Below are 19,469 nucleotides of genomic sequence, written 5' to 3'. Positions count from 1 at the left end.
GGGTTCTTTTCAGGACAGAGTAATAACGTTTGAATGCTTGCGCATGAACTCTTCGTTCAGTTCCACGCCGAGCCCCGGCCCGTCCGGCACGGCAAAGCGACCCTTTACCGGCTGAAGATCCTGCAGACAGATGTTCCGGTTGCCTTCCAGCGTCGCATAGATGTGATGCTCGTGGATCTCGAAATTCGGGATGGAGGCCTCCACATGCAGGGCAGCGGCGGTGGAGATCGGCGTGCCGCAGACATGCCCCTGCACCGTCACCTCATAGATATGCGCCATGTCGCAGACTTTCTTGCCTTCGGTGATGCCCCCGACAAGGCAGAAGTCCGGCTGCACCATGTCGAAGGCGCCATCCTCCAGATATTCCCGGAACTGCCAGCGGGTAAATATGCGTTCTCCCCCGGTCATGCGGGTCGAGGGCATGCGTTGCTTGAGTACCCGGGCCGGGAGGGCGCTGTTATAGTTCACGGCCTCTTCGACCATGAAGAGATCGAGATGCTCCAGCGCCTCCACCAGCCGCTGGCCGCCGGTGATCGAGGTCAGCGAATGCAGTTCAAGGATAATGTCGATATCCGGGCCGATGGCTTCGCGGATGGCAGTCATCCGGTCGACCGTGCGGTCCACGATCTCTCGGGTCAGCGCGCCTTTCAGAGAAAGCGGCGGCTGGATTTTCTTTTCCGTGTCGATCATCACCGGATCGACCTTGATGGCATCATAGCCTTCATCGACCGCGCGCATTGCCGCTGCCGCATATTCCTCGACCGAGCCGCAGGGGTCCATCCCGTCATTCCAGCCGAACTGGGTCTGGCTGGCATAGGTGCGCAGGTTGTCGTTGACCTTGCCGCCCAGCAGTTTCCAGACCGGCATGTCCAGCGCCTTGCCGATGATGTCCCAGCAGGCGATGTCGATGGCGCTCATTGCGCCGTTGACGATCGGGCCGCAGGCACCGCCCCAGAAGGTCTGCCGGGTCAGGGTGTCAAAGATCTTTTCCCGTTCAAACGGGTCCATCCCGATGACGAAGCCTTCGACGAAATCGCGCAGGGCACCGACCCCGCCATGATGCGCGGCCCCATAGGCAAGACCCACCTCGCCGATGCCGGTCAGCCCCTCGTCGGTCGTCAGTTTCAGGATGATCGGCCGCCAGCCGGTCTTGGTGTTGTGACGCTCCGAAAGACGGATGGTTGCGCTGTAGATTTCTGCCGATACGATCTTCAAGTCCGTGCTCCAAGTTTGAATGTGTCTGTTGTTGCCACCTTCGGGGCAACCTTACGCCCTGTGGTCGCCCGCCGCATTTCGTCTGCCGAAGCGCGGCGGCTCACGCCCGGGCGGGGAATGACGCGCGAGGATATCTCTGGCTGGCAATTGACTGCTGTCACGAAATTCGGGATCGGGCAGAACCACGGAACCGGCGCGAACCCGGTCAGGGCCTCATGAGCCGTCTTCAGCAAGTGTTTCACAATTTCCCAGCTTTTATCGGATAGCGATTTTGTATTTTGTATATCAACCTAGTATCCTCAAAACTGTGCGGTCAATAATAATTTTTGACCTGGGATGCCCGTTCGGCTTTAATGCCCCTCAACTTTCCGAAGAGAATGGGGAACCTGGCGATGGGGTCGAACGCGCTTCTCAAGGCGTTGCAGGTGCTTGAGACCTTTCAGAACGACAATGGCGCGCTCACGGTTCAGGATATGGCCGATCAGACCCGGCAAACCAAAAGTTCCGCCCAACGCAGCGTCTATACGCTTGAAAAGCTGGGGTATCTGGAACGCTACGACGACGGTGCCCGCTATGTGCCGGGGCGATCCTGCCTGGGTCCGGCTTATGGGTTTCTGCAGAACAACCGGTTGCTGGAGGCCGCGACGCCCTTCCTGCTGGACCTCTCCGAAAAAGTCGGCATGCGGGCGCACCTTTCCGTGCTGGAAGGGACCGATATCATCTACCTGTCCCGTATTCCGTCGCAGGAAGAGCGGCTGACCCTCTCGCCGCTGGGAAAACGCTGGCCTGCGGTCAATGCCAGTTCCGGCCGGGCGATTCTGGCGGCCCTGCCCGCAGAGGAACGGGAGCGCATTATCACGGCATCACGGTTGAAAAAGATCACATCCCAGACGCTTGTCGATCTGCCCTCTATCTCCGAGGCCATCCAGAAAGCGAAGGCTGACGGCTACGCTTACCAGCGCGAGGAGGTTCTGCCCGGCGTCGCCTCTGTCAGTTCGGCTGTTGTCGGAACAAATGGCCAGGTGTACGGCGCGGTCATTCTGAGCGGCCCCGTGGCCAGGTTCCAGGATCCCGAAGACAGGCATAGGTTGGGCGAGGCGGTAGTGCAGGCCACCTGTTCAATCGGGGCATGCAACCTGTCATGAGAATGGTCGAAGCTCTGGACACCGCGCAGCGGGACGGCGAAAAGCAGGACCCGAGGTTTCTGACCTCGGTGGCGCGCGGGTTCCGGGTGCTGGAGGCCCTGTCGGCGCACTACGGTGCGATGTCGCTGACCGAGCTGTCGCGCAAGACCGATCTGACCGTACCCACGCTTCAGCGCTTGACGGCAACCCTTGTCGAAGCCGGCTACGTTGAAAAGGAGCCGAGTTCCAAACGCTACTGTCTGACGGTCAAGACCGTCGACCTGCTGTTCAGTTACCTCTCCCGCAACCAGTTCGCCGAACGCGCCTGGCCGCATCTTGTGCACCTCAGGGAAACCCTGGGCGTCAGCATTTCGATGTCGATCCCGCTTCAGGATTCGATGATCTATGTCCACCGCCTCGCGGCATATGCGGGCGATTTCGAAAACACGCTACCGGGGAAAAAGATCCCGCTGTGCCTGTCCGCCGCAGGCCGCTGTGTCCTGTCGCAGCAGCCCCGGCAGGTCGTGGAACGCTACCTCGCGCAGGTCACCATACCGGCCCTCACCCCCTTCTCTCTGACCGATCCCGAGAAGATCCTGGCCGAAATCGACCTCTGCCGCGTGCGGGGCTATGCCCTTGTCAAACGGGAGACCTCCCCGGGGCTGATGACCATCGCCTGCCCGGCGATGCGGGGTAAAACCGCCATCGCCGGGATTTCGGCGCATGTCCCCCTGGCAGGCAACGACGAGGAGGCTTTTGTCGCCAAAGTGTTGCAGCCCGTCGTCTCGGTCTCTCATGCATTGAGCGCCGGATGAAGGCGGGTGGTGCAATCAAATTCTCCGGTTACCTGCCGGAATACGGAACCTGTATCGTCAATGAAACCGGCAACGTGAGATCATGAACCTGCGCTTCCTCCGGACCGTCGTCGAACTGGCGCAAAGCCCGTCGTTGAACGCCGCCGCCAAGAAACTCAACCTCAGCCATTCGGCGGTGAGCCTGCAGATCAAGGCGCTGGAGGACGAACTCCAGTTCGCCATACTTGATCGGTCCAAGCGCCCGCCCATCCTGACGCCGCAAGGGCTGGCCCTTGTCGAACAAGCGCGCCGGATGGAGGATGTCGTGAGCGACATTCAGGCGCTGGCGGACACCAACCGGTTTTTCGGCAGGGTCTCTGTGGGTGCTGCCCCCTCCACCATCCAGACGCTGGTGGCGCCGACACTCGCCAGGCTCAGCGTCGAACACGCGGACCTTGAGATCGAACTGATCGCCGGGCTGTCCCATGACCTGATCAACATGGTTCTGGACGGGTCGATCCATGTGGCGCTGGTGACCGATCCGGGCGCATCTTATCCAAACCTTGCCACCTTGCCGGTCTGCAGCGAACCGTTTCAGCTGTGGGTGTCGGATCTGGAGACATCGGACGATTATCATACGATCCTGCGCACCCGGCCCTTCATATGGTTCACCCGCAGCACCGCCCTGTCCCGTCGCGCGGAGGCTTACCTGCAAAGGAACAGGATCAATGTCCTGTCCAAAATGGATGTGAACTCCTTTGAAGGTGTCGAAGCGCTGGTCCGTCACAATCTGGGCATTTCGATCCTGCCCAAGCGGGCGCTTGCACCGCCTCCGCGCGGGATACGGGCCATTGATCTGGAGGGCGGGGAGCTGAACCGCGAAGTCGTTCTGGCGAGCCGAAGGAACTCTCCGCGCAAACAGCTTGTGCAACGGATACATGAGGTGCTGCTGTCACTGATTGAAGGGCAATCGGCGGACGCAGATGGCGGTACGGAAACCGACACACCACTGGTGTAACCTCACCACACAGGGCGATGCTGTGCATCTTGATCCGGGCTCTGGTGATTGCCAGCTGCAACGAAAGTTTTTTCAACATTAGATTAAAGAATTTCAACCTAACGTATGAATATCTAACGGCCCTATGATCAGCGAAAGATGGTCAAAGGAAAAACCTGATGAGCAACGCATCCCTGGGCAATCTCCGGATTCTGGATCTCAGCCGAATTCTGGCCGGACCCTCCTGTACCCAGATGCTTGGCGATCTTGGCGCGGATATCATCAAGATCGAACGCAAGGGTGTCGGTGACGACACCCGCACCTGGGGACCTCCCTTTGTCACCCCGAAGGAAGGCCGCGCGACGGAAAGCGCCTATTATCTTGCCGCCAACCGCAACAAGCGGTCCGTCGAAATTGATTTCAACGACCCGGCGGATCTGGCGCGGCTTCTCGCGCTGATGGAAACCGCCGATGTCGTTGTCGAGAACTTCAAGACCGGGGCGCTGAAGAAATACGGGCTGGATTATTCCCAGCTGGCAGAACGCCTGCCGCGTCTGGTATGGTGTTCGATCACGGGCTTCGGGCAGACCGGGCCAAATGCGCATCGTCCGGGGTACGATCTGCTGGCGCAGGGGTTTGGCGGGTTGATGAGCATCACCGGCGAGGCTGGCGGCGAGCCGATGAAGGTCGGGGTCGGCATCACCGACCTCTGCACCGGCCTGCACGCCTCCGTTGCGATCCTGGCGGCGCTGCGCCACCGCGATGCGACCGGCGAGGGACAGTTGATTGATCTGGCGCTGGCGGATGTGCAAATGGCGATGCTGGCCAACCAGGGCACCAATTACCTCACCTCCGGCACCTCGCCCACACGCGCGGGCAACCAGCATCCGAACATCGTGCCCTATCAGGTTTTCGAGGTCCGCGACGGCCATGTGATTGTCGCTGTCGGGAATGATGAGCAGTACAAGCGGTTCTGCGGTTTGATCGGGCGGCCTGACCTGGCCGAAGATCCGCGCTTCATCACCAACCCCCTGCGGATCGAAAACCGCCAGGAGATCGTCTCGCTGATTGCCAAGACGCTGCGGGATATCACCCGTGACGACCTGCTGAAGGGGATGGAAGACCGGGGCATCCCCGGAGGGCCGATCAACACGGTCGGGGAAGCGCTTGAAAGCGACCAGGCCCGTGCCCGCGGCATGAAGATCGAAATGGCGCAGGAATACGCCCAATCCGGTTCGGTCAGCCTGATCGGCAATCCGATCCGAATGTCCAGAACCCCCGTCACCTACAGGTTCGCCCCGCCGAAACTCGGCACGGATACGCCCCTGGCGTTCTGGGCGGATGCGCAACCCAGCAAGATTTGAGGACCAGATGAACACTCACACCGCATTCAGCACCTACAGGCTGCCGGATAATCCCTGGCTGAGCAAAATGCAGGCCCTGTCAAAGGATATTGCCAGCCGCGCTGCCGAATGGGATCAGACCCGCAGCTACTGCTGGCCCGTGGTCAGGGATCTGGCCAAGGCGGGGCTGATGGGGATGTCCATCCCCCAGCGGTTCGGCGGCGGCGGGGCCAGCTTTCTACAGGTTGCGCAGGTGGTCGAGGAAGCCGCGCGCAGCTGCACGCTGACCGCCCGCATCCTTGTGGAAGCCAACATGGGCGGCATCAGCGCCGTCATGGCCTATGGTACCGACCAGCAGCGAGAGTTCTGCGCGCCGATCGTGCTGGCCGGGGACAAACCGGCGATCTGCATCACGGAGCCGGATGCCGGAAGCGCCGCAAGCGAGATGCAGACCCGCGCCGACAGGAAGGGGGATCGCTGGGTCCTGAACGGCTGCAAGCACTGGATCACCGGCGGCGGTGTCTCAAAACTCCATCTGATCTTTGCCCGATGCTTCGACGAGGGCGGCGCGGAGCTGGGGATCGGCGGATTCCTGGTCCATGTTGACCCGGAGCAGAGTATCGACCCAAAGGGTTTCGAGGTTACCCGCCGCGAACGCACCATGGGGCTTTGCGGGATGCCCGAAGCCGAATTGCGGTTCTCTGATCTTGAGGTTTCCGAGGAGATGCGGCTCAGCACGCCTTCCGGGTTTGGCCGGGGATTTGCCGACCTCATGACCGCCTACAACAGCCAGCGCGTGGGCGCCGGCACCATCGCGATGGGCGTCGCGGCTGGCGCGCTGGACCATGCAAAACGCTATCTGGGCGAGCGCAAGCAGTTTGGTCGGCCGTTGGCCGAATTCCAGGGTCTGCAATGGATGATTGCCGATATGGATGCGCAGGTCCACGCCTCCCGGCTGATGTTGTTCGAAGCGGCGCAATCGGCGGAATGGGACGGCAACCGCTTTCCCGACATGATGATGGCCGCCCGTGCGAAGGCATTTGCATCCGAAAGCGCGATCAAGGTCGTGAGCGATGCGTTGCAGATGTTCGGCGCACGCGGATACGGTGATCAGGAACCGCTTGAAAGAATGTACCGGGACGTGCGCATGTTCACCATCGGCGGCGGTACGGCGCAGATCCTCAAGACACAGGTGGCAGGTGCTGTGCTGGGGATCAAGACTCCGCAAAGCCGCAGTGGCTATGCGCAGAACAAATTCTGACGCGGGGAGGACAACAGAATGTCGATGAAACAATACTCTGACCCCTACGGCTTCGCATTCACGGCGAGCGCTCCCGACAGCGTGGAGACGATTTCCAGGTTCACCACGTCCTATATGGGGTTCCGCCGGGAGACGGGCGCCATCCTGAAGGATTTGACAGAGAGCGATCCGGATATGCCCATGGCGCGCTGTGCCAAAGGTTATCTTGCAAAGCTGATGGGCAGTTCCAACCACTCGGCCCGCGCGGTCTCGATCTCGGAAGATCTGGATGCGCATCTCGAAAAGGTGGGTGCGAACGACCGCGAGAAACTGCATGCTGCCGCCCTGGCAGCCTGGTGCCGTGGAGACCTGGACAAGACAACTTCGATCTGGGAGGAAATTCTTCTGGATCATCCGATGGATGGTCTGGCGCTTCGGCTGGCGCATTTCACGCATTTCTATTCGGGAGACGGCCGGAAAATGCGCGACTCCATGGCGCGGCACCTGCCGCTCTGGCCGAAGGACCACCCGAACTACGGTTTCCTGCTGGGCATGTATGCCTTCGGGCTGGAGGAATCCGGCCAGTTCGAAAAGGCGGAACGTTACGGACGGGCCGCTGTCGAACGGAACCCGAAAGACGCCTGGTCCGTCCACTCCATTGCCCATGTGATGGAAATGACCGAGCGCCAGGAAGAAGGCATCGCATGGATTGCCGGGCTCGAAAGCGACTGGTCGACGGTCAACAACTTCCGCTTTCATCTCTACTGGCACAAGTGCCTGTTCCATCTGGAACGGGGCGAATTCGATCAGGTCCTGAAACTCTATGACGAACAGATTTCCTCGGATATTGAATCGGATTTCTACCTCGACATCTGCAATTGCTCCTCGCTGCTCTGGCGGCTTGAGATGTTCGGCGTCAATGTGGGCGACCGCTGGCGCGCCCTGACGGACGTGGCGCGCAAGCACCTGCATGACCGCGATCTGATCTTTGTGTCGCTGCACTATCTCATGGCATTGGTCGCCAACGGGGACCGCAAGGCGGCGGATCAGATGATCGAGAGCATGCGCGAATGGGCCCAGCTGGATGAAACACAGGCACGGATCTGCGCCACCGTCGGCCTGGCCGTGGCCAAAGGGCTGCAATTGTCGCGTGACGGCAAATATGCAGAGGCGGTCGCGGCAATCAAACCCGTGCGCTACGATCTGGACCTTGTGGGTGGCAGCAAGGCACAACGGGACGTCTTCATCATGATCATGCTGGATGCGGCCAAGGCCAGCAACGACGCACTGGTCGCGCGCGCCCTGTTCTCGGAACGCCTGGGCGAAAAAGTGCATTCCAGCTGGACCTGGAAGAACTACAGCACGATCCTGGAATCCAGCGGCAAGTCCGAGGAAGCGGCATTCGCCGCCGGCAAGGCGCAGGAGATCCGCGTAAGCTGAACTGACGCTCCGGCCCCCCGTGCAGCAAAGCCTGATCAAGTGGCGCGGAAGGCTCTGGCCTGTTCGCGATGAAAGTGCATTCAGCCCGCGCTGGCCACAGCCTCTTCGAAGGTGTCGACCATCTCATCCACATGGCCCGTCTCAAGAACAAAGGGCGGCGAGATGATGAAGGTGTCGGCAAGGTTTCGAATGATCACACCCTTTTCCCTGCAGTGGTCCGAAATTCGGCCGCCCACGTTCAGAGACAGATCGAAGGGCCGCCCCGTCTCCGGATTGGCAAGCTCCACCCCGATCATGAGACCCTGACCGCGCACATCGCCGATCATGTGGTGGCGGCTTTGAACCTCTTTCAGGCGTTTCAGGAAATAGGCCCCGACCCGGCCCGCGTTCTCGGGCAGGTTTTCGTCTTCCACGATCCTGAGGCTGGCCAGCGCCGCGGCACAGGCCAGCGGATGCCCGGCGTATGTATTGCCGTGCGCAAAGGCCTTCGGGCTGAATTGCGCCTTGTCCCCCGTGTCAAAGGCTTCGGCCACTTTTGCATTCATCATCGTGGCGCCCAGGGGAATGTAGCCGCTGTTGATGCCTTTGGCGAACGTCATGATGTCGGGTTTGACGCCCCAGTGGCGGCTGCCCATCATTGTACCCAGTCGGCCAAACCCGGTGACAACCTCGTCCGCGATGAGCAGGATGTCATACTTGTCGCAGATCTCGCGCAGGCGCGGCCAGTAGTTGGCGGGCGGCACGATCACCCCGCCGGCACCCTGTACCGGCTCGGCGATGAAGGCGGCAACGGTGCCCGGACCCTGATACTGAATCTCGCGTTCCAGCATATCGGCGCAGATCCGACCCAGTTCTTCGTGATCTTGCGTGTAGGGGTTGCCATAAAGATGGGGTGTTTCGACCTGTATGAAACCGGGCAGAAGCGGTTCGAAATATTCGCGATTTGACGTGATGCCGTTCGCGGACAGGGCACCAAGCGTGACGCCGTGATAGCCGCGCTTGAGAGAGATGATCTTGGTCTTCGCAGCCTCGCCGCGCAGACGCCAGTACTGGCGCACCAGTTTGAACGCGGCTTCCACAGCTTCGGAGCCGCCCGAGGAAAAGAAGGCACGCACCATCCCCTCCGGCCTGGTCAACTGGCACAGACGTTCCGCAAGTTCGACTGACGGCATGTTCGTCGTGCCGCCAAAGATCGTGTAATAGCTGATGCGGTCGAGCTGGGCCTTGATGGCTTCCTTGATCTCCTCCCGCCCGTGGCCGACATTGACGTTCCACAAACCGGCCTGGCCGTCGATGTAGCGTTTGCCGGTGGAATCTGTGATGTACACGCCCTCGCCGCTTTCGACGACGACCGGCGGATTCTCGGTCAGGTGACCGATGTTCGCGAAAGGATACAGGATGCTGTCTGCCAGCCTGCTGTTGCTCCGGGTTGCCATTTCAAACCTCCTGGTGGGCCTGCGAAACAGGTCGATATTCTGCGGCAGGAACCGTCAGCCAGCCCGCATTGCCGGGTCGGCTGGACGCGCCTTGCCTGCCCGGACGGGGATCGCCGGGAAATTAACGTAAGATATGCGATGCCGACCGCGTGATACGGCAGGGTTGGGGCGCGCCCATGTCCGACGGCGCGCCCCGTTCCGGTCCGCCTACTTCAGCAGCTCGGTCCAGATCTTGGTATAAAGTGCCTGAACATCGGCCGGGCAGGTCAGCATGAATGACCCCGCATCGAGATGCTCCTCGGGGATGACGATTTCCGGCGCATCCTGCATGTCTTCGGGCATAAAGGCTGCGGACCCTTCGATGCCATTGGCATAGCGCGCAAAGGCCGAAATCAGCGCGGCATTCTCGGGCGCCATGATGAAGTTCTGGAAAAGCTTGGCGTTCTCGACGTTCTGGGCCTCTTTCAGGACGGCGACATTGTCCATCCACAGAGGGTAACCCTCCTTCGGATAGCCATAGACGATATCCGGGTTCTGCAGGCGCGCGCGCATGGTCGCACCGCTCCACCCGGTGCCGCCGGACACATCGCCTTTGACGACCTGCTCGATGGAATCATATTCGATCGAGATCCACTTCGGCTTGGCGGCCTGCAGTGTGTCGCGGACCTTCTTGAGCACCTCCAGATCGCCGGTGCAGGGCTCGCCGCCGGCATAGGACACTGCCATATGCATGACGTCGGACAGCTCCGGGATGACCGTGACCTTGTCGATCAGTTCCTGCGGCGGATCGAGGAAGATGGCGGAAGTGTTCGGGTCGCCCGAATAGACGGATGTGTTCACGAAAACACCGGTCGATCCCCATTGCCATGGGACAGAGTAATGTCGGCCCGGATCGAAGGGCACGTCGACCCAGCGCTCCGCCACATGCTCGAAATTCTCCATCTGGTCGGGTCGCGTCTCAAGCAGCAGATCTTCTTCGATCCAGATGTTCAGGACGCTGGAGGAGGTGACCACCATGTCCAGCCCGTGACCGCCCTGGCGGACCTTTGCCAGCGCCGTGTCGTTTGAATCGAAATCCGTGAGCGTGACCTTGACGTCATATTGCTCTTCGAATTTCTCGATCAGTTCGGGGTTGGTGTAATTGCCCCAGTTGAAGATGTTGAGGGTGCCTTCGGCCTGCGCCGCGCCGCTGAAGGCGATCAGCGCGAGGCCCGTTGCGATTGTTCCGGATTTCCAGTTCATTTTATAGTTCCCTGTTGTTGTTGTCGTGTTAGTTCCGTTTCCTGCTGACGATGAAGAAGAGGGTGACGATACCGACAGAGATCAGCAGGAAGACCGTCGATATCGCATTCATTTCAGGCGTCACGTTGCGCCTGAGCTGGCCAAGCATGTACGTCGGGAGCGTGTCCTGACCGGCCGATTTCACGAATTCGGTAATGACCACGTCATCCAGCGAGATGACAAAGGCGAGCATCAGTCCCGCGAGGATGCCGGGCCAGAGCAGCGGCAGCGTGATCCAGCGGAACGCCTGCCACTTCGTGGCGTACAGGTCCGCCGCCGCCGTTTCGAGCGAGAGGTCCGTCATCTCCAGCCGTGCCCGGATCGGCAGATAGGCAAAGGGGATGCAAAAGGCGGCATGGGCGGCGACCAGATAACCAAGGCCGGTGTAGCCGGTGGCAAGCTTGATGCGCGAAAAGAAGATCAGCAGCGCGACGGAGACCACGATTTCGGGCACCATCAGCGGCATGTTGAGGAAGGCATATTTGGCATTCAGCCCGCGATAGGGCCGCGTGCGCGTGGTGGCCAGCGCCGCCATGGTGGCCGCGGCGGTGGCGATAAAGGCCGCGCAGGTCGCGATCCGAAGAGAGCGCCACGCGGCTTCCAGCACCTGTTCGTTGTTCCAGGCAATAGTGAACCAGCGCAGCGAGAAACCTTCCCAGATGGCCACCGACGCCCCGGCATTGAATGCATAGACGACAAGCGCGCCGATGGGCAGATAGAGCAGGAAGAAGCAGATCAGCGCGACAATCGGAAAGCCGGACTGATGCCTGACGTCGAAAGACCCTTTGTCAGCCATGGTTCTGCCCTCCACTGCGGGTGGCGACGCGGACATAGACCATCAGCGCCAGCAGGACGATGGCCAGCATTGTCATGGAGAGTGCCGCACCCAGCGGCCAGTTCCGCCCCTGCCCGAATTGCAGTTCGATCAGGTTCCCCAGCATCAGGTTGCGCCCGCCGCCCAGCACGCGCGGCGTCACATAGGCGCCCAGGGTGGGGATGAAGACCAGGATCGATCCGGCGATGATACCCGGCCTGGTCAGCGGCACGATGACATGCCGCAGCACGTGCCAGCGGGTGGCGTAAAGGTCATAGCCTGCTTCGACGAGGCGGAAGTCGATCTTTTCCATGCTGGCGTAAAGCGGCAGCACCATCAGCGGGAAGTAGACATAGGCCATGCCCAGCAGAATCGCGAAATCGGTGAACATCATCTGGATGGGCTCACCGATCACGCCGATCTTGATCAGCAGGTTGTTCACGATGCCTTCGTTACGGATCAGCTCCTGGATGGCGAAGGTCCGGATCAGCAGGTTGGTCCAGAAGGGGATCGTGATCAGGAACAGCCATATCTCCCGTGTGCGAGCGGAACGTGTGGCGATGAAATAGGCGGTCGGAAAGCCAAGCAGCAGGGCGATCAGCGTGGTCAGGAACGACAGCCGCAGCGACCGCCAGAAGATCGACAGATGTGCATCCGCAAAGGACAGCGTGTTGTCGAAGATGTCACGCTTGAGAAAGACGGAAAGCCAGGCGTCGGGCGAGAATTCCCAGATCACGTCGCCATAGGAACCGGGGGCGAGAAAGGAATAGACCAACACGATGGCAAGTGGCCCGATGGAGGCCAGCGCGATGATGACAAGCGCGGGTGCGGACAGAAGCCACCTGCCCCGGATCTCGCGGGTCTCGGCCTGTCTGGCGATGTCAGCGGCGGTTGCCATGATGCCTCAATCTTTCAGTATCTGTGCCGCGCCATCGTCGATCCTGATGCCGACGACCGTGCCGTTTTGTGGTGCGGCAGCCGCGCTGCGGCTGTTCTGGCGGCGCAGGATGAACTGCCTGCCCCCGTCGAGCCTGATGTGAAAATGCGTGTCGGTTCCGAAATAGACAGTGTTCTCCAACGTGCCGGTCAGATGGGCCTCCGGCCCCGCTTCGACGATCTGCGCATGTTCGGGGCGCACGACGATGCTGACCTGCCCCGAGGGCCGGAAGCCTTCGGCCACAAGCGCGGGAATGCGCTTGCCGCCCGGCAGCGCGACCTCCGCCATGCCATCGGCCGAGGACAGCACATCGGCCTGCATGAAGTTGGTCTCGCCGATGAAGTCCGCCACAAAACGCTCTGCCGGGCGGTCATAGATCTCGCGCGGGGAACCGATCTGCAGGATCCGGCCGGCCGACATGACCGCAATGCGGTCCGCCATGGTCAGCGCCTCTTCCTGATCGTGGGTGACAAAGATGAAGGTGATGCCGGTCTCATGCTGCAGGCGCTTCAGTTCGATCTGCATTTCCTTGCGCAGCTTGAAATCGAGCGCGGAAAGCGGCTCGTCCAGCAGCAACACCTTGGGCTGCGGGGCCAGCGCGCGGGCCAGCGCCACACGCTGCTGCTGGCCGCCCGAAAGCTGAGCAGTCTTGCGATCCTTCAGCGCCTCAAGCTGCACCAGCTTCAGCATCCTGTCGACGCTGTCACGAATCTCCGTCCTGGACCGTTTCAACATGGCGAGGCCGAAGGCGATGTTCTCGCTTACCGTCATATGCGGGAACAGGGCGTAGTTCTGGAACACCGTGTTGACGGGTCGCTTGAACGGCGGCAGGGCGGCGATGTTCTGACCGTGCAGCCTGATGTCGCCTCCGGTCGGATAGCTGAAGCCGGCGATCAGCCGCAAAAGCGTGGTCTTGCCACAACCCGACGGCCCCAACAGGGTGAAGAACTCGTTCTCCCTGATCGCCACCTCGACATCGTCGAGCGCGGTGAAGGCACTGGCACCCGCCCCGTAGACCATGCTTACGTTGCGTACCTCGATGGCAAATTCGTCACTGGCTGGTTGGGGCATCGTTCATTCCTCTCCTGATCCGAGGATGTCGTCCGGCTGGTCCGGAAACGGTGATTTCCGGACCAACTGGCTCATGACAGACCGTAGACTTCGGCAGCGTCTTCCGCGGTCAGCAGGCCCTGCGCGATCTCGCGTTTCAGCACCTCACGATCCCGCTTTTTCGGATCGCCATAGCCGCCGCCACCGGCGGTCTCGATGATCAGCCTGTCGCCCTTCAGCAGTTCGGTATTGCCTTTCGATGGCAGGCTGAGACGTTTGCCATCCCGTTCGACCGTGAACCGCGAATGCTGTCCGCTTTCGCCGTCGAACAGGCCCCAGGGCGCGACCTGGAACCGGTCGGAATAGGAATTGAACGTCACATCGTCCGCGAGAATGCGATAGACCCGCCGGGCACCAAGGCCCCCGCGCCGCTCCCCTGCCCCGGCAGAGCCGCGCCGCAGCGAATATTCCTCGACCCGCATGAAGGGGTAATCGGTTTCCAGCGATTCAACCGGCACGTTGGAGCAATTGCCGACATAGCCGTCCACCACATCAGCGCCGTCCGCGCCCGCCGAAGCACCCCAGCCGCCGCCGACGACCTCCATGTAGACGCGGTAGCCTTCGGGCGACATATGGCCCATGCCGATGGCGTTGGTCGTGTCGTGGCCCGAGGCGAGAACCTGGTTCGGTACCACCTCGGACATGGCCAGCATGATGACGTTATAGACCCGGTGACAGGCGTTGTTCCGGGCACGCACGGCACGCGGTTCGCTGGGGTTCAGGAAGCTGCCGTAAGGCACATTGATCGCACGGATCGGGCGATAAAGCCCGTCATTGACCGGGATGCGGCCACCACCCAGCAGGATGCCGATGGCGCCGTAGGCCGCCGAAATGGTCGCCGCCAGGGGCGAGTTGATGATGCCCTTGGTCTGTGGCGCGCTGCCCTCGAAATCAAGCTCCAGCGCATCGCCGTCCACCTTGATCTTTACCGCCACGCGCAGCGGATCGGGGGTAAAGCCGTTGTCATCGACAAAATCCTCGGCCTGGTAAATGCCATCGGGGATGGCGCTGATCGCCTCGCGGGCCAGACGCTCGGAATAATCCTGCAGTTCCGCCGCGCCGGCCAGAACCGTCTCTTCGCCGAACCGTTCAAGCATCTCGATGAACCGTCCCTCGCCGGTCCGGTTGGCGGCGAACTGGGCATAGATATCGCCCATCACCTCGTTCGGCGGGCGCACGTTGATGCGGATGAACTGCTCCAGCAGACCATCGCCCATGTCGCGATGCACGTTGAAGCGCGACAGCGGAATCCGCAGCCCCTCGGAATAGACGTCATTGGCCGAAGCATTGGGCCCCGCAGCACCGCCGCCGGTGTCGATATGGTGACCCAGCGAGGCACTGAAAGCGACCAGCTTGTCGCGGTAGAACACAGGCGTGAACAGGATGATGTCGTTCAGGTGCTGCGCACCGCTGTAGGGGTCGTTGGTCATCAACCCTTCGTCGGGCTGGATCGTGGACAGATCGAACTTGTTCGCAAAAGCCTCGAAGACCTTGCCGAAAGAATTCATGTGGATCGGGCAGAACTGCGCCTGCGCGATGATCCGGCCATTGCGGTCCAGGAAAGAGGTCGAACAATCCCGCGCCTCGCGGATGATCGTCGAATAGGCGGAGCGGACCAGCTTTTCGCCCATTTCCTGCGCGATGCCGTGCAGCCCGTTGCTGATGATGTTGAAGGTGGCTTGCGTGAGTTTCTCGGACATCTGATTACGCCTCGCTTGTCAGGATAAGGGCGCCGGTGCGGTCGACCGTCGCGGTCCAGCCGGGCGGCACCAGCGTTGTCGCCGTCGGCTCTTCGATGACGGCAGCACCCGTGATCTCGGTGCCCGGCACCAGATCGCCGCGCCAGTAGTAGCTGCAGGGGACCGGCGCGCCGGCAAAGGTGATTTCCCCGGTGTCCGCAGGCTGCGCATCGGCGGTCGGATCAAGGGGGCGGGTGAGCGAGGACATCACGTCGCTTTCGGTCGCGACAGAGGCTGTCAGCCGGAAGGTCACGATCTCGACCTCGCCCATGGATGCGACGGCGCCATAGCGTGTCTCATGTGTCGATTTGAAGAGGCCCAGGACATAGTCCTTGCCCTCCCGCTCCAGCCGGTCGGGATCGACATCGGACAGCAGCTCGTAGCCCTGCCCCTTGAAGCGCATCTCAAGTTCGTATGCGAAGGCGATGTCCTGGGGCTTGCCGCCAAACTCGGCGAATTCGGCCTCAGCCTGCTTGCGGATGCGGTCGAAGGCGGCGCGCACGTCATCCGCGACGCTGTCGGTGACGCGCATCAGGTTGGTTTCGCGGTAGATACGCTTGAGGTCGGCGACCAGAAGCCCAAGGGCTGAAAACAGCCCCGGATAGGGCGGCACAACGACACGTTGCGCCTTGAGCTCTGTCGCGGCGAGCGCCCCGATCATCGGCCCCATGCCGCCATAGGCATAGATTGCATAGCCCTTGGGGTCATGCCCGCGCTGCACCGACACAAGGCGGATGCCCTGGCTGACATTGGCGACACTGATGTCGATCATCGCCTGCGCCATCGCGTCGGCGGTCTCGTTATTGCTTGCGCCAAGGGCGGCAAGCGCCTCGGTTGCGCGTTCGGGCTGAAGCGTCATACGCCCGCCCAGGAAGCGCTGCGGGCGGATCCAGCCCAGTTGCACCAGCGCATCGGTCAGCGCGGGGTCGGTGCCGCCGTGGCCATAACATGCGGGCCCCGGACGCGCCCCGGCAGAGCGCGGCCCGACCTGCAGCATGCCGCCCCCGTCGACCCAGCCCAGGCTGCCGCCACCTGCGCCGATGTTCGCGATGTCGATGCTCGGCAGGCCTACGGGCAGGCCATCCACCTCGGTTTCCGAGGTGATCTCGGGCGCGCCGTTGGCAATCAGGCAGATATCGGCGCTGGTGCCACCTACGTCCAGCGTGATGACATTGTCATCGCCAATGGCCTCGGCCATCCGCACCGCGCCGATGACACCGGCCGCCGGGCCGGAATTCAGCATCTCGACCCCACGTCCGTGTGAGCCGCTGCTGGGCAGCACACCGCCCGAAGACTGCATGATGAACAGGTTGCATCCGGGCGAACCGGCGTGGAGGTGCTGCTCAAGCCGTTCCAGATAGCGCCCGACCAGTGGCACCAGATAGGCCGCCATGGTGGTGGTCGAGGCGCGTTCGTATTCGCGGAAGGTCGGCAACACGTCGGAGGACAGCACAACCGGCAGATCCGGCGCGCGCTCGGCGATGATCTCGCGCACGCGCTGTTCGTGCTGCGGGTTGCGGTAGGCGTGCAGCAGGCAGATGGCCAGCGCCTCCGGCTGCTCCTTTTCCAGCAAGAGATCCAGCGTCTCGATCAGGGCTGCCTCATCCAGCGGGGTGACGATCTCGCCCTTGGCATCCACCCGCTCGCGGGCCTCAAAGCTCAGGTTCAGCGGCACCAGCGGCTCGGGCTTGTGACAGGCAATGGCATAGACGTTCGGGCGCAGCTGCCGTTGAAGCTGCAGCAGATCCTTGAAGCCTTCGGTGGTCAGCAGTGCGGTGCGGCACCCCTTGCGTTCGATGACCGCATTGGTCGCCACGGTCGAGCCGTGAAACAGGCGGTCGAGCCCTGAAAGGTCACCTTCCAGCGCCGAGTTCAGCCCGTCCAGCACGCCGATGGAGGCGTCATGCGGCGTGGAGGGAACCTTGTGGCTGTGTACAACGCCACCTTCGATCCAGATAAGGTCTGTGAAGGTGCCACCAACCTCGATTGCCATTTTTACCATGTTTTCCGTCCTGTTTGCCGCATCCGGCAGAATGTAGTTTTCCTTTGGCGCGACACGCTGCGTCGCGCCCTGCGTGCTGGGCACGCCGGTGATTGTTCTTTGATCGGCATGTTCCGCTCCGTTCAGGCGACCGCACAAAGCGCCACCTGTCCGGTCGGACGGCAGGTTGACCTTGAAAGTCCCCTGCCCGATCCCTGTGTTGAAATGATTATTGGTTAAATCAATTGATGCAAGATAATAATATTAACCGAATGTGTGAACTGATTTGACGAATTTTGAGTGCCGTATTACTGAAGGTTCATTACAGCATCCGGCACGACCGGCGACCGCCTGACACGGTTAATTTGTCAAAATAACTCTCATAGTTCGCGAAGTTTATTGATTTGCGTCAGCCAAATTCATGACGCTACCCTTCTCGCAACACGCCTGACGGGCGCAGACGCACAGACTCGGCAATGACCCGACCTGCCGCAGGCAGGTCACATCAGGGTCGTCAGACGGAGAAGATGATGCACAGAACCAGACTTTATATCGACGGCACCTTCACAGCCCCCGGGGATAACCGGCATTTCCCGGCGGTCGACCCCGCCACGGAAGAGACCTTTGCCGAGATTGCTGCGGGTCAGGCCACGGACATCGACCGCGCGGTGCGTGCGGCACGCCGTGCCTTCGATTCCGGGGCATGGCCCGGGATGGACGGAAAACAACGCGCCGGTGTGCTGCGCCGGATCGCGGAGGGCATTCGCACCCGGCTGTCCGAGATTGCCCTGTTGGAGGTTCGCGACAACGGCAAGCCGCTGCCCGAAGCGGAATGGGACATCGGAGATGCGGCCTTTTGTTTCGACTATTACGCGGAGCTGGCCGAACAACAGGCGATCCAGCCGCCAGAGACGGTCGATCTGGGCGATCCGCGTTTCGAAGGCAAGATCCACCGCGAACCGCTGGGTGTGATCGGTGCCATCACGCCGTGGAACTTCCCGCTGCTCATGGCGGTCTGGAAGGTCGCGCCCGCCCTCGCCGCAGGGTGCACCATCGTTCTGAAACCATCCGAGATTTGCTCGCTGTCCTGCGAGGTGCTGGCCCAGGTGATCGACGCCGCCGGGGTGCCGCCGGGGGTCTTCAACCTTGTGACCGGCACCGGACCGGACGCGGGGCAGCCGCTGGCCGATCATCCGCTGGTGGACAAGCTGGCCTTTACCGGGTCGGTCGCCACGGGCCGCAAGGTCATGCAGGCTGCCAGCGCCGGGATACGCACCGTCTCATTGGAACTGGGGGGCAAATCGCCCTTCATCATCTTTGACGACTGCGACATCGACAAGGCCGTCGAATGGATCATGTTCGGCATCTTCTGGAACAAGGGAGAGGTCTGTTCGGCCACCTCGCGGGTTCTGGTCCAGCGCGGGATATTCGACCGGCTGCTGGACCGGCTGCGCACCGCAGCGGAGGCGATCAGGATCGGGCCGGGGGATCAACCGGGCGTCAAGCTGGGGCCGCTGGTGTCCAGGGGGCAATATGACAAGGTGCGTGCCGCCATTGATGCAGGTCGGCAATCCGGGGCGCGCCTGGTCACGGGCGGAGACCGTCCGGCAGGCTTTGATCACGGCTATTACCTGACGCCGACCATCTTTGCCGATGTGCCAACCGATGCGGATATCTGGCGCGAAGAAGTGTTCGGCCCGGTCGTCTGCGTCAAGCCCTTCGACACGGAAGAACAGGCGCTCGCATTGGCCAACGACAGTGCCTATGGGCTGGCCGGGGCGGTCATGTCGGACGACCTTGACCGCTGCGACCGCGTCGCGGCAAGGCTGCGTGCGGGGATCGTCTGGATCAACTGCTCGCAGCCGACGTTCACGCAAGTGCCCTGGGGCGGCTACAAGACATCGGGCATCGGCCGCGAGTTGGGTCGCGCAGGGTTCGATGCCTGTTTCGAGATCAAGCAGATCACCCGCTTTGACCACAAGGAACATTGGGGCTGGTACCTCGATGCGTCGGATTGA

General features: G+C 61.6%; 15 protein-coding genes. 7 read left to right on the top strand and 8 right to left on the bottom strand.

What is annotated here, in order from left to right; genetic code table 11:
- Nucleotides 1–9 precede the first annotated feature (9 nt).
- Nucleotides 10–1,215 carry a mandelate racemase/muconate lactonizing enzyme family protein gene (locus ACWNZ3_RS22015; RefSeq protein ID WP_496902383.1) on the bottom strand — a complete coding sequence of 402 codons (1,206 nt, stop codon included), beginning with the start codon at nt 1,213–1,215 and terminating at the stop codon, nt 10–12.
- A gap of 377 nt (nt 1,216–1,592) precedes the next feature.
- Between ACWNZ3_RS22015 and ACWNZ3_RS22010 the strand changes: the two genes are divergently transcribed.
- The 6 genes from ACWNZ3_RS22010 to ACWNZ3_RS21985 all read left to right on the top strand — a co-directional run bounded on the left by ACWNZ3_RS22010 (nt 1,593) and on the right by ACWNZ3_RS21985 (nt 8,153).
- The gene (locus ACWNZ3_RS22010; protein WP_496902382.1) at nt 1,593–2,360 is read left to right on the top strand and encodes an IclR family transcriptional regulator; all 768 of its coding nucleotides are present in this window, start codon (nt 1,593–1,595) and stop codon (nt 2,358–2,360) included.
- Nucleotides 2,357–3,154, top strand: coding sequence for an IclR family transcriptional regulator (locus ACWNZ3_RS22005; RefSeq protein WP_496902381.1), 798 nt, complete (start codon nt 2,357–2,359; stop codon nt 3,152–3,154). Before ACWNZ3_RS22010 ends, ACWNZ3_RS22005 begins: the two co-directional genes overlap by 4 nt.
- 82 nt (nt 3,155–3,236) lie before the next feature.
- A complete protein-coding gene (locus tag ACWNZ3_RS22000; protein WP_496902380.1) occupies nt 3,237–4,151 on the top strand; it encodes a LysR family transcriptional regulator in 915 nt (304 codons plus the stop codon).
- A gap of 158 nt (nt 4,152–4,309) precedes the next feature.
- Nucleotides 4,310–5,494, top strand: coding sequence for a CaiB/BaiF CoA transferase family protein (locus ACWNZ3_RS21995; RefSeq protein ID WP_496902379.1), 1,185 nt, complete (start codon nt 4,310–4,312; stop codon nt 5,492–5,494).
- Nucleotides 5,495–5,501: 7 nt separating this feature from the next.
- Nucleotides 5,502–6,734 carry a 3-sulfinopropanoyl-CoA desulfinase gene (gene acdA / locus ACWNZ3_RS21990; protein WP_496902378.1) on the top strand — a complete coding sequence of 411 codons (1,233 nt, stop codon included), beginning with the start codon at nt 5,502–5,504 and terminating at the stop codon, nt 6,732–6,734.
- Between the two features lie 18 nt (nt 6,735–6,752).
- Nucleotides 6,753–8,153, top strand: coding sequence for a tetratricopeptide repeat protein (locus ACWNZ3_RS21985; RefSeq protein ID WP_496902377.1), 1,401 nt, complete (start codon nt 6,753–6,755; stop codon nt 8,151–8,153).
- A gap of 80 nt (nt 8,154–8,233) precedes the next feature.
- On the opposite strand, the gene ACWNZ3_RS21980 is transcribed toward ACWNZ3_RS21985, so the two are convergent.
- The 7 genes from ACWNZ3_RS21980 to ACWNZ3_RS21950 all read right to left on the bottom strand — a co-directional run bounded on the left by ACWNZ3_RS21980 (nt 8,234) and on the right by ACWNZ3_RS21950 (nt 17,472).
- Nucleotides 8,234–9,589, bottom strand: a complete 1,356-nt coding sequence (locus tag ACWNZ3_RS21980) for an aminotransferase class III-fold pyridoxal phosphate-dependent enzyme (RefSeq protein ID WP_496902376.1) — start codon at nt 9,587–9,589, stop codon at nt 8,234–8,236.
- Nucleotides 9,590–9,796: 207 nt separating this feature from the next.
- On the bottom strand, nt 9,797–10,831 hold the full coding sequence (locus ACWNZ3_RS21975) for an extracellular solute-binding protein (RefSeq protein ID WP_496902375.1): 1,035 nt from the start codon (nt 10,829–10,831) through the stop codon (nt 9,797–9,799).
- A 28-nt stretch (nt 10,832–10,859) separates the two neighbouring features.
- Complete coding sequence (locus tag ACWNZ3_RS21970; protein ID WP_269367175.1) at nt 10,860–11,666, bottom strand: ABC transporter permease; 807 nt, start codon at nt 11,664–11,666, stop codon at nt 10,860–10,862.
- Entirely contained in the window at nt 11,659–12,582 is a 924-nt protein-coding gene (locus tag ACWNZ3_RS21965; protein WP_496902374.1) for an ABC transporter permease, read from the bottom strand. The genes ACWNZ3_RS21970 and ACWNZ3_RS21965 overlap by 8 nt, the downstream gene beginning before the upstream one ends.
- A 6-nt stretch (nt 12,583–12,588) precedes the next feature.
- A complete protein-coding gene (locus tag ACWNZ3_RS21960; RefSeq protein WP_496902373.1) occupies nt 12,589–13,692 on the bottom strand; it encodes an ABC transporter ATP-binding protein in 1,104 nt (367 codons plus the stop codon).
- 71 nt (nt 13,693–13,763) lie between these two features.
- Nucleotides 13,764–15,431 carry a hydantoinase B/oxoprolinase family protein gene (locus ACWNZ3_RS21955; RefSeq protein ID WP_496902372.1) on the bottom strand — a complete coding sequence of 556 codons (1,668 nt, stop codon included), beginning with the start codon at nt 15,429–15,431 and terminating at the stop codon, nt 13,764–13,766.
- Nucleotides 15,432–15,435: 4 nt separating this feature from the next.
- Nucleotides 15,436–17,472 carry a hydantoinase/oxoprolinase family protein gene (locus ACWNZ3_RS21950; protein ID WP_496902371.1) on the bottom strand — a complete coding sequence of 679 codons (2,037 nt, stop codon included), beginning with the start codon at nt 17,470–17,472 and terminating at the stop codon, nt 15,436–15,438.
- Between the two features lie 509 nt (nt 17,473–17,981).
- Between ACWNZ3_RS21950 and ACWNZ3_RS21945 the strand changes: the two genes are divergently transcribed.
- The gene (locus tag ACWNZ3_RS21945; protein WP_496902370.1) at nt 17,982–19,469 is read left to right on the top strand and encodes an aldehyde dehydrogenase family protein; all 1,488 of its coding nucleotides are present in this window, start codon (nt 17,982–17,984) and stop codon (nt 19,467–19,469) included.

The sequence above is a fragment of the Sulfitobacter sp. IGS-18 genome (assembly GCF_059628195.1).
Note: the sequence above shows the minus strand (reverse complement) of the source record. Positions and strands in the feature narration are given on the sequence as shown.

What these genes read in the sequence shown, in the direction of transcription:
- ACWNZ3_RS21995 (WP_496902379.1), top strand. Translation starts at nt 4,310, where the DNA reads ATGAGCAACGCATCCCTGGGCAATCTCCGGATTCTGGATCTCAGCCGA.
- ACWNZ3_RS21970 (WP_269367175.1), bottom strand. Translation starts at nt 11,666, where the DNA reads ATGGCTGACAAAGGGTCTTTCGACGTCAGGCATCAGTCCGGCTTTCCG.
- ACWNZ3_RS21980 (WP_496902376.1), bottom strand. Translation starts at nt 9,589, where the DNA reads ATGGCAACCCGGAGCAACAGCAGGCTGGCAGACAGCATCCTGTATCCT.
- ACWNZ3_RS21985 (WP_496902377.1), top strand. Translation starts at nt 6,753, where the DNA reads ATGTCGATGAAACAATACTCTGACCCCTACGGCTTCGCATTCACGGCG.
- ACWNZ3_RS22000 (WP_496902380.1), top strand. Translation starts at nt 3,237, where the DNA reads ATGAACCTGCGCTTCCTCCGGACCGTCGTCGAACTGGCGCAAAGCCCG.
- ACWNZ3_RS21945 (WP_496902370.1), top strand. Translation starts at nt 17,982, where the DNA reads ATGCACAGAACCAGACTTTATATCGACGGCACCTTCACAGCCCCCGGG.
- ACWNZ3_RS22005 (WP_496902381.1), top strand. Translation starts at nt 2,357, where the DNA reads ATGAGAATGGTCGAAGCTCTGGACACCGCGCAGCGGGACGGCGAAAAG.
- ACWNZ3_RS21975 (WP_496902375.1), bottom strand. Translation starts at nt 10,831, where the DNA reads ATGAACTGGAAATCCGGAACAATCGCAACGGGCCTCGCGCTGATCGCC.
- ACWNZ3_RS21965 (WP_496902374.1), bottom strand. Translation starts at nt 12,582, where the DNA reads ATGGCAACCGCCGCTGACATCGCCAGACAGGCCGAGACCCGCGAGATC.
- ACWNZ3_RS21950 (WP_496902371.1), bottom strand. Translation starts at nt 17,472, where the DNA reads ATGGTAAAAATGGCAATCGAGGTTGGTGGCACCTTCACAGACCTTATC.
- ACWNZ3_RS22010 (WP_496902382.1), top strand. Translation starts at nt 1,593, where the DNA reads ATGGGGAACCTGGCGATGGGGTCGAACGCGCTTCTCAAGGCGTTGCAG.
- ACWNZ3_RS21955 (WP_496902372.1), bottom strand. Translation starts at nt 15,431, where the DNA reads ATGTCCGAGAAACTCACGCAAGCCACCTTCAACATCATCAGCAACGGG.
- acdA (WP_496902378.1), top strand. Translation starts at nt 5,502, where the DNA reads ATGAACACTCACACCGCATTCAGCACCTACAGGCTGCCGGATAATCCC.
- ACWNZ3_RS21960 (WP_496902373.1), bottom strand. Translation starts at nt 13,692, where the DNA reads ATGCCCCAACCAGCCAGTGACGAATTTGCCATCGAGGTACGCAACGTA.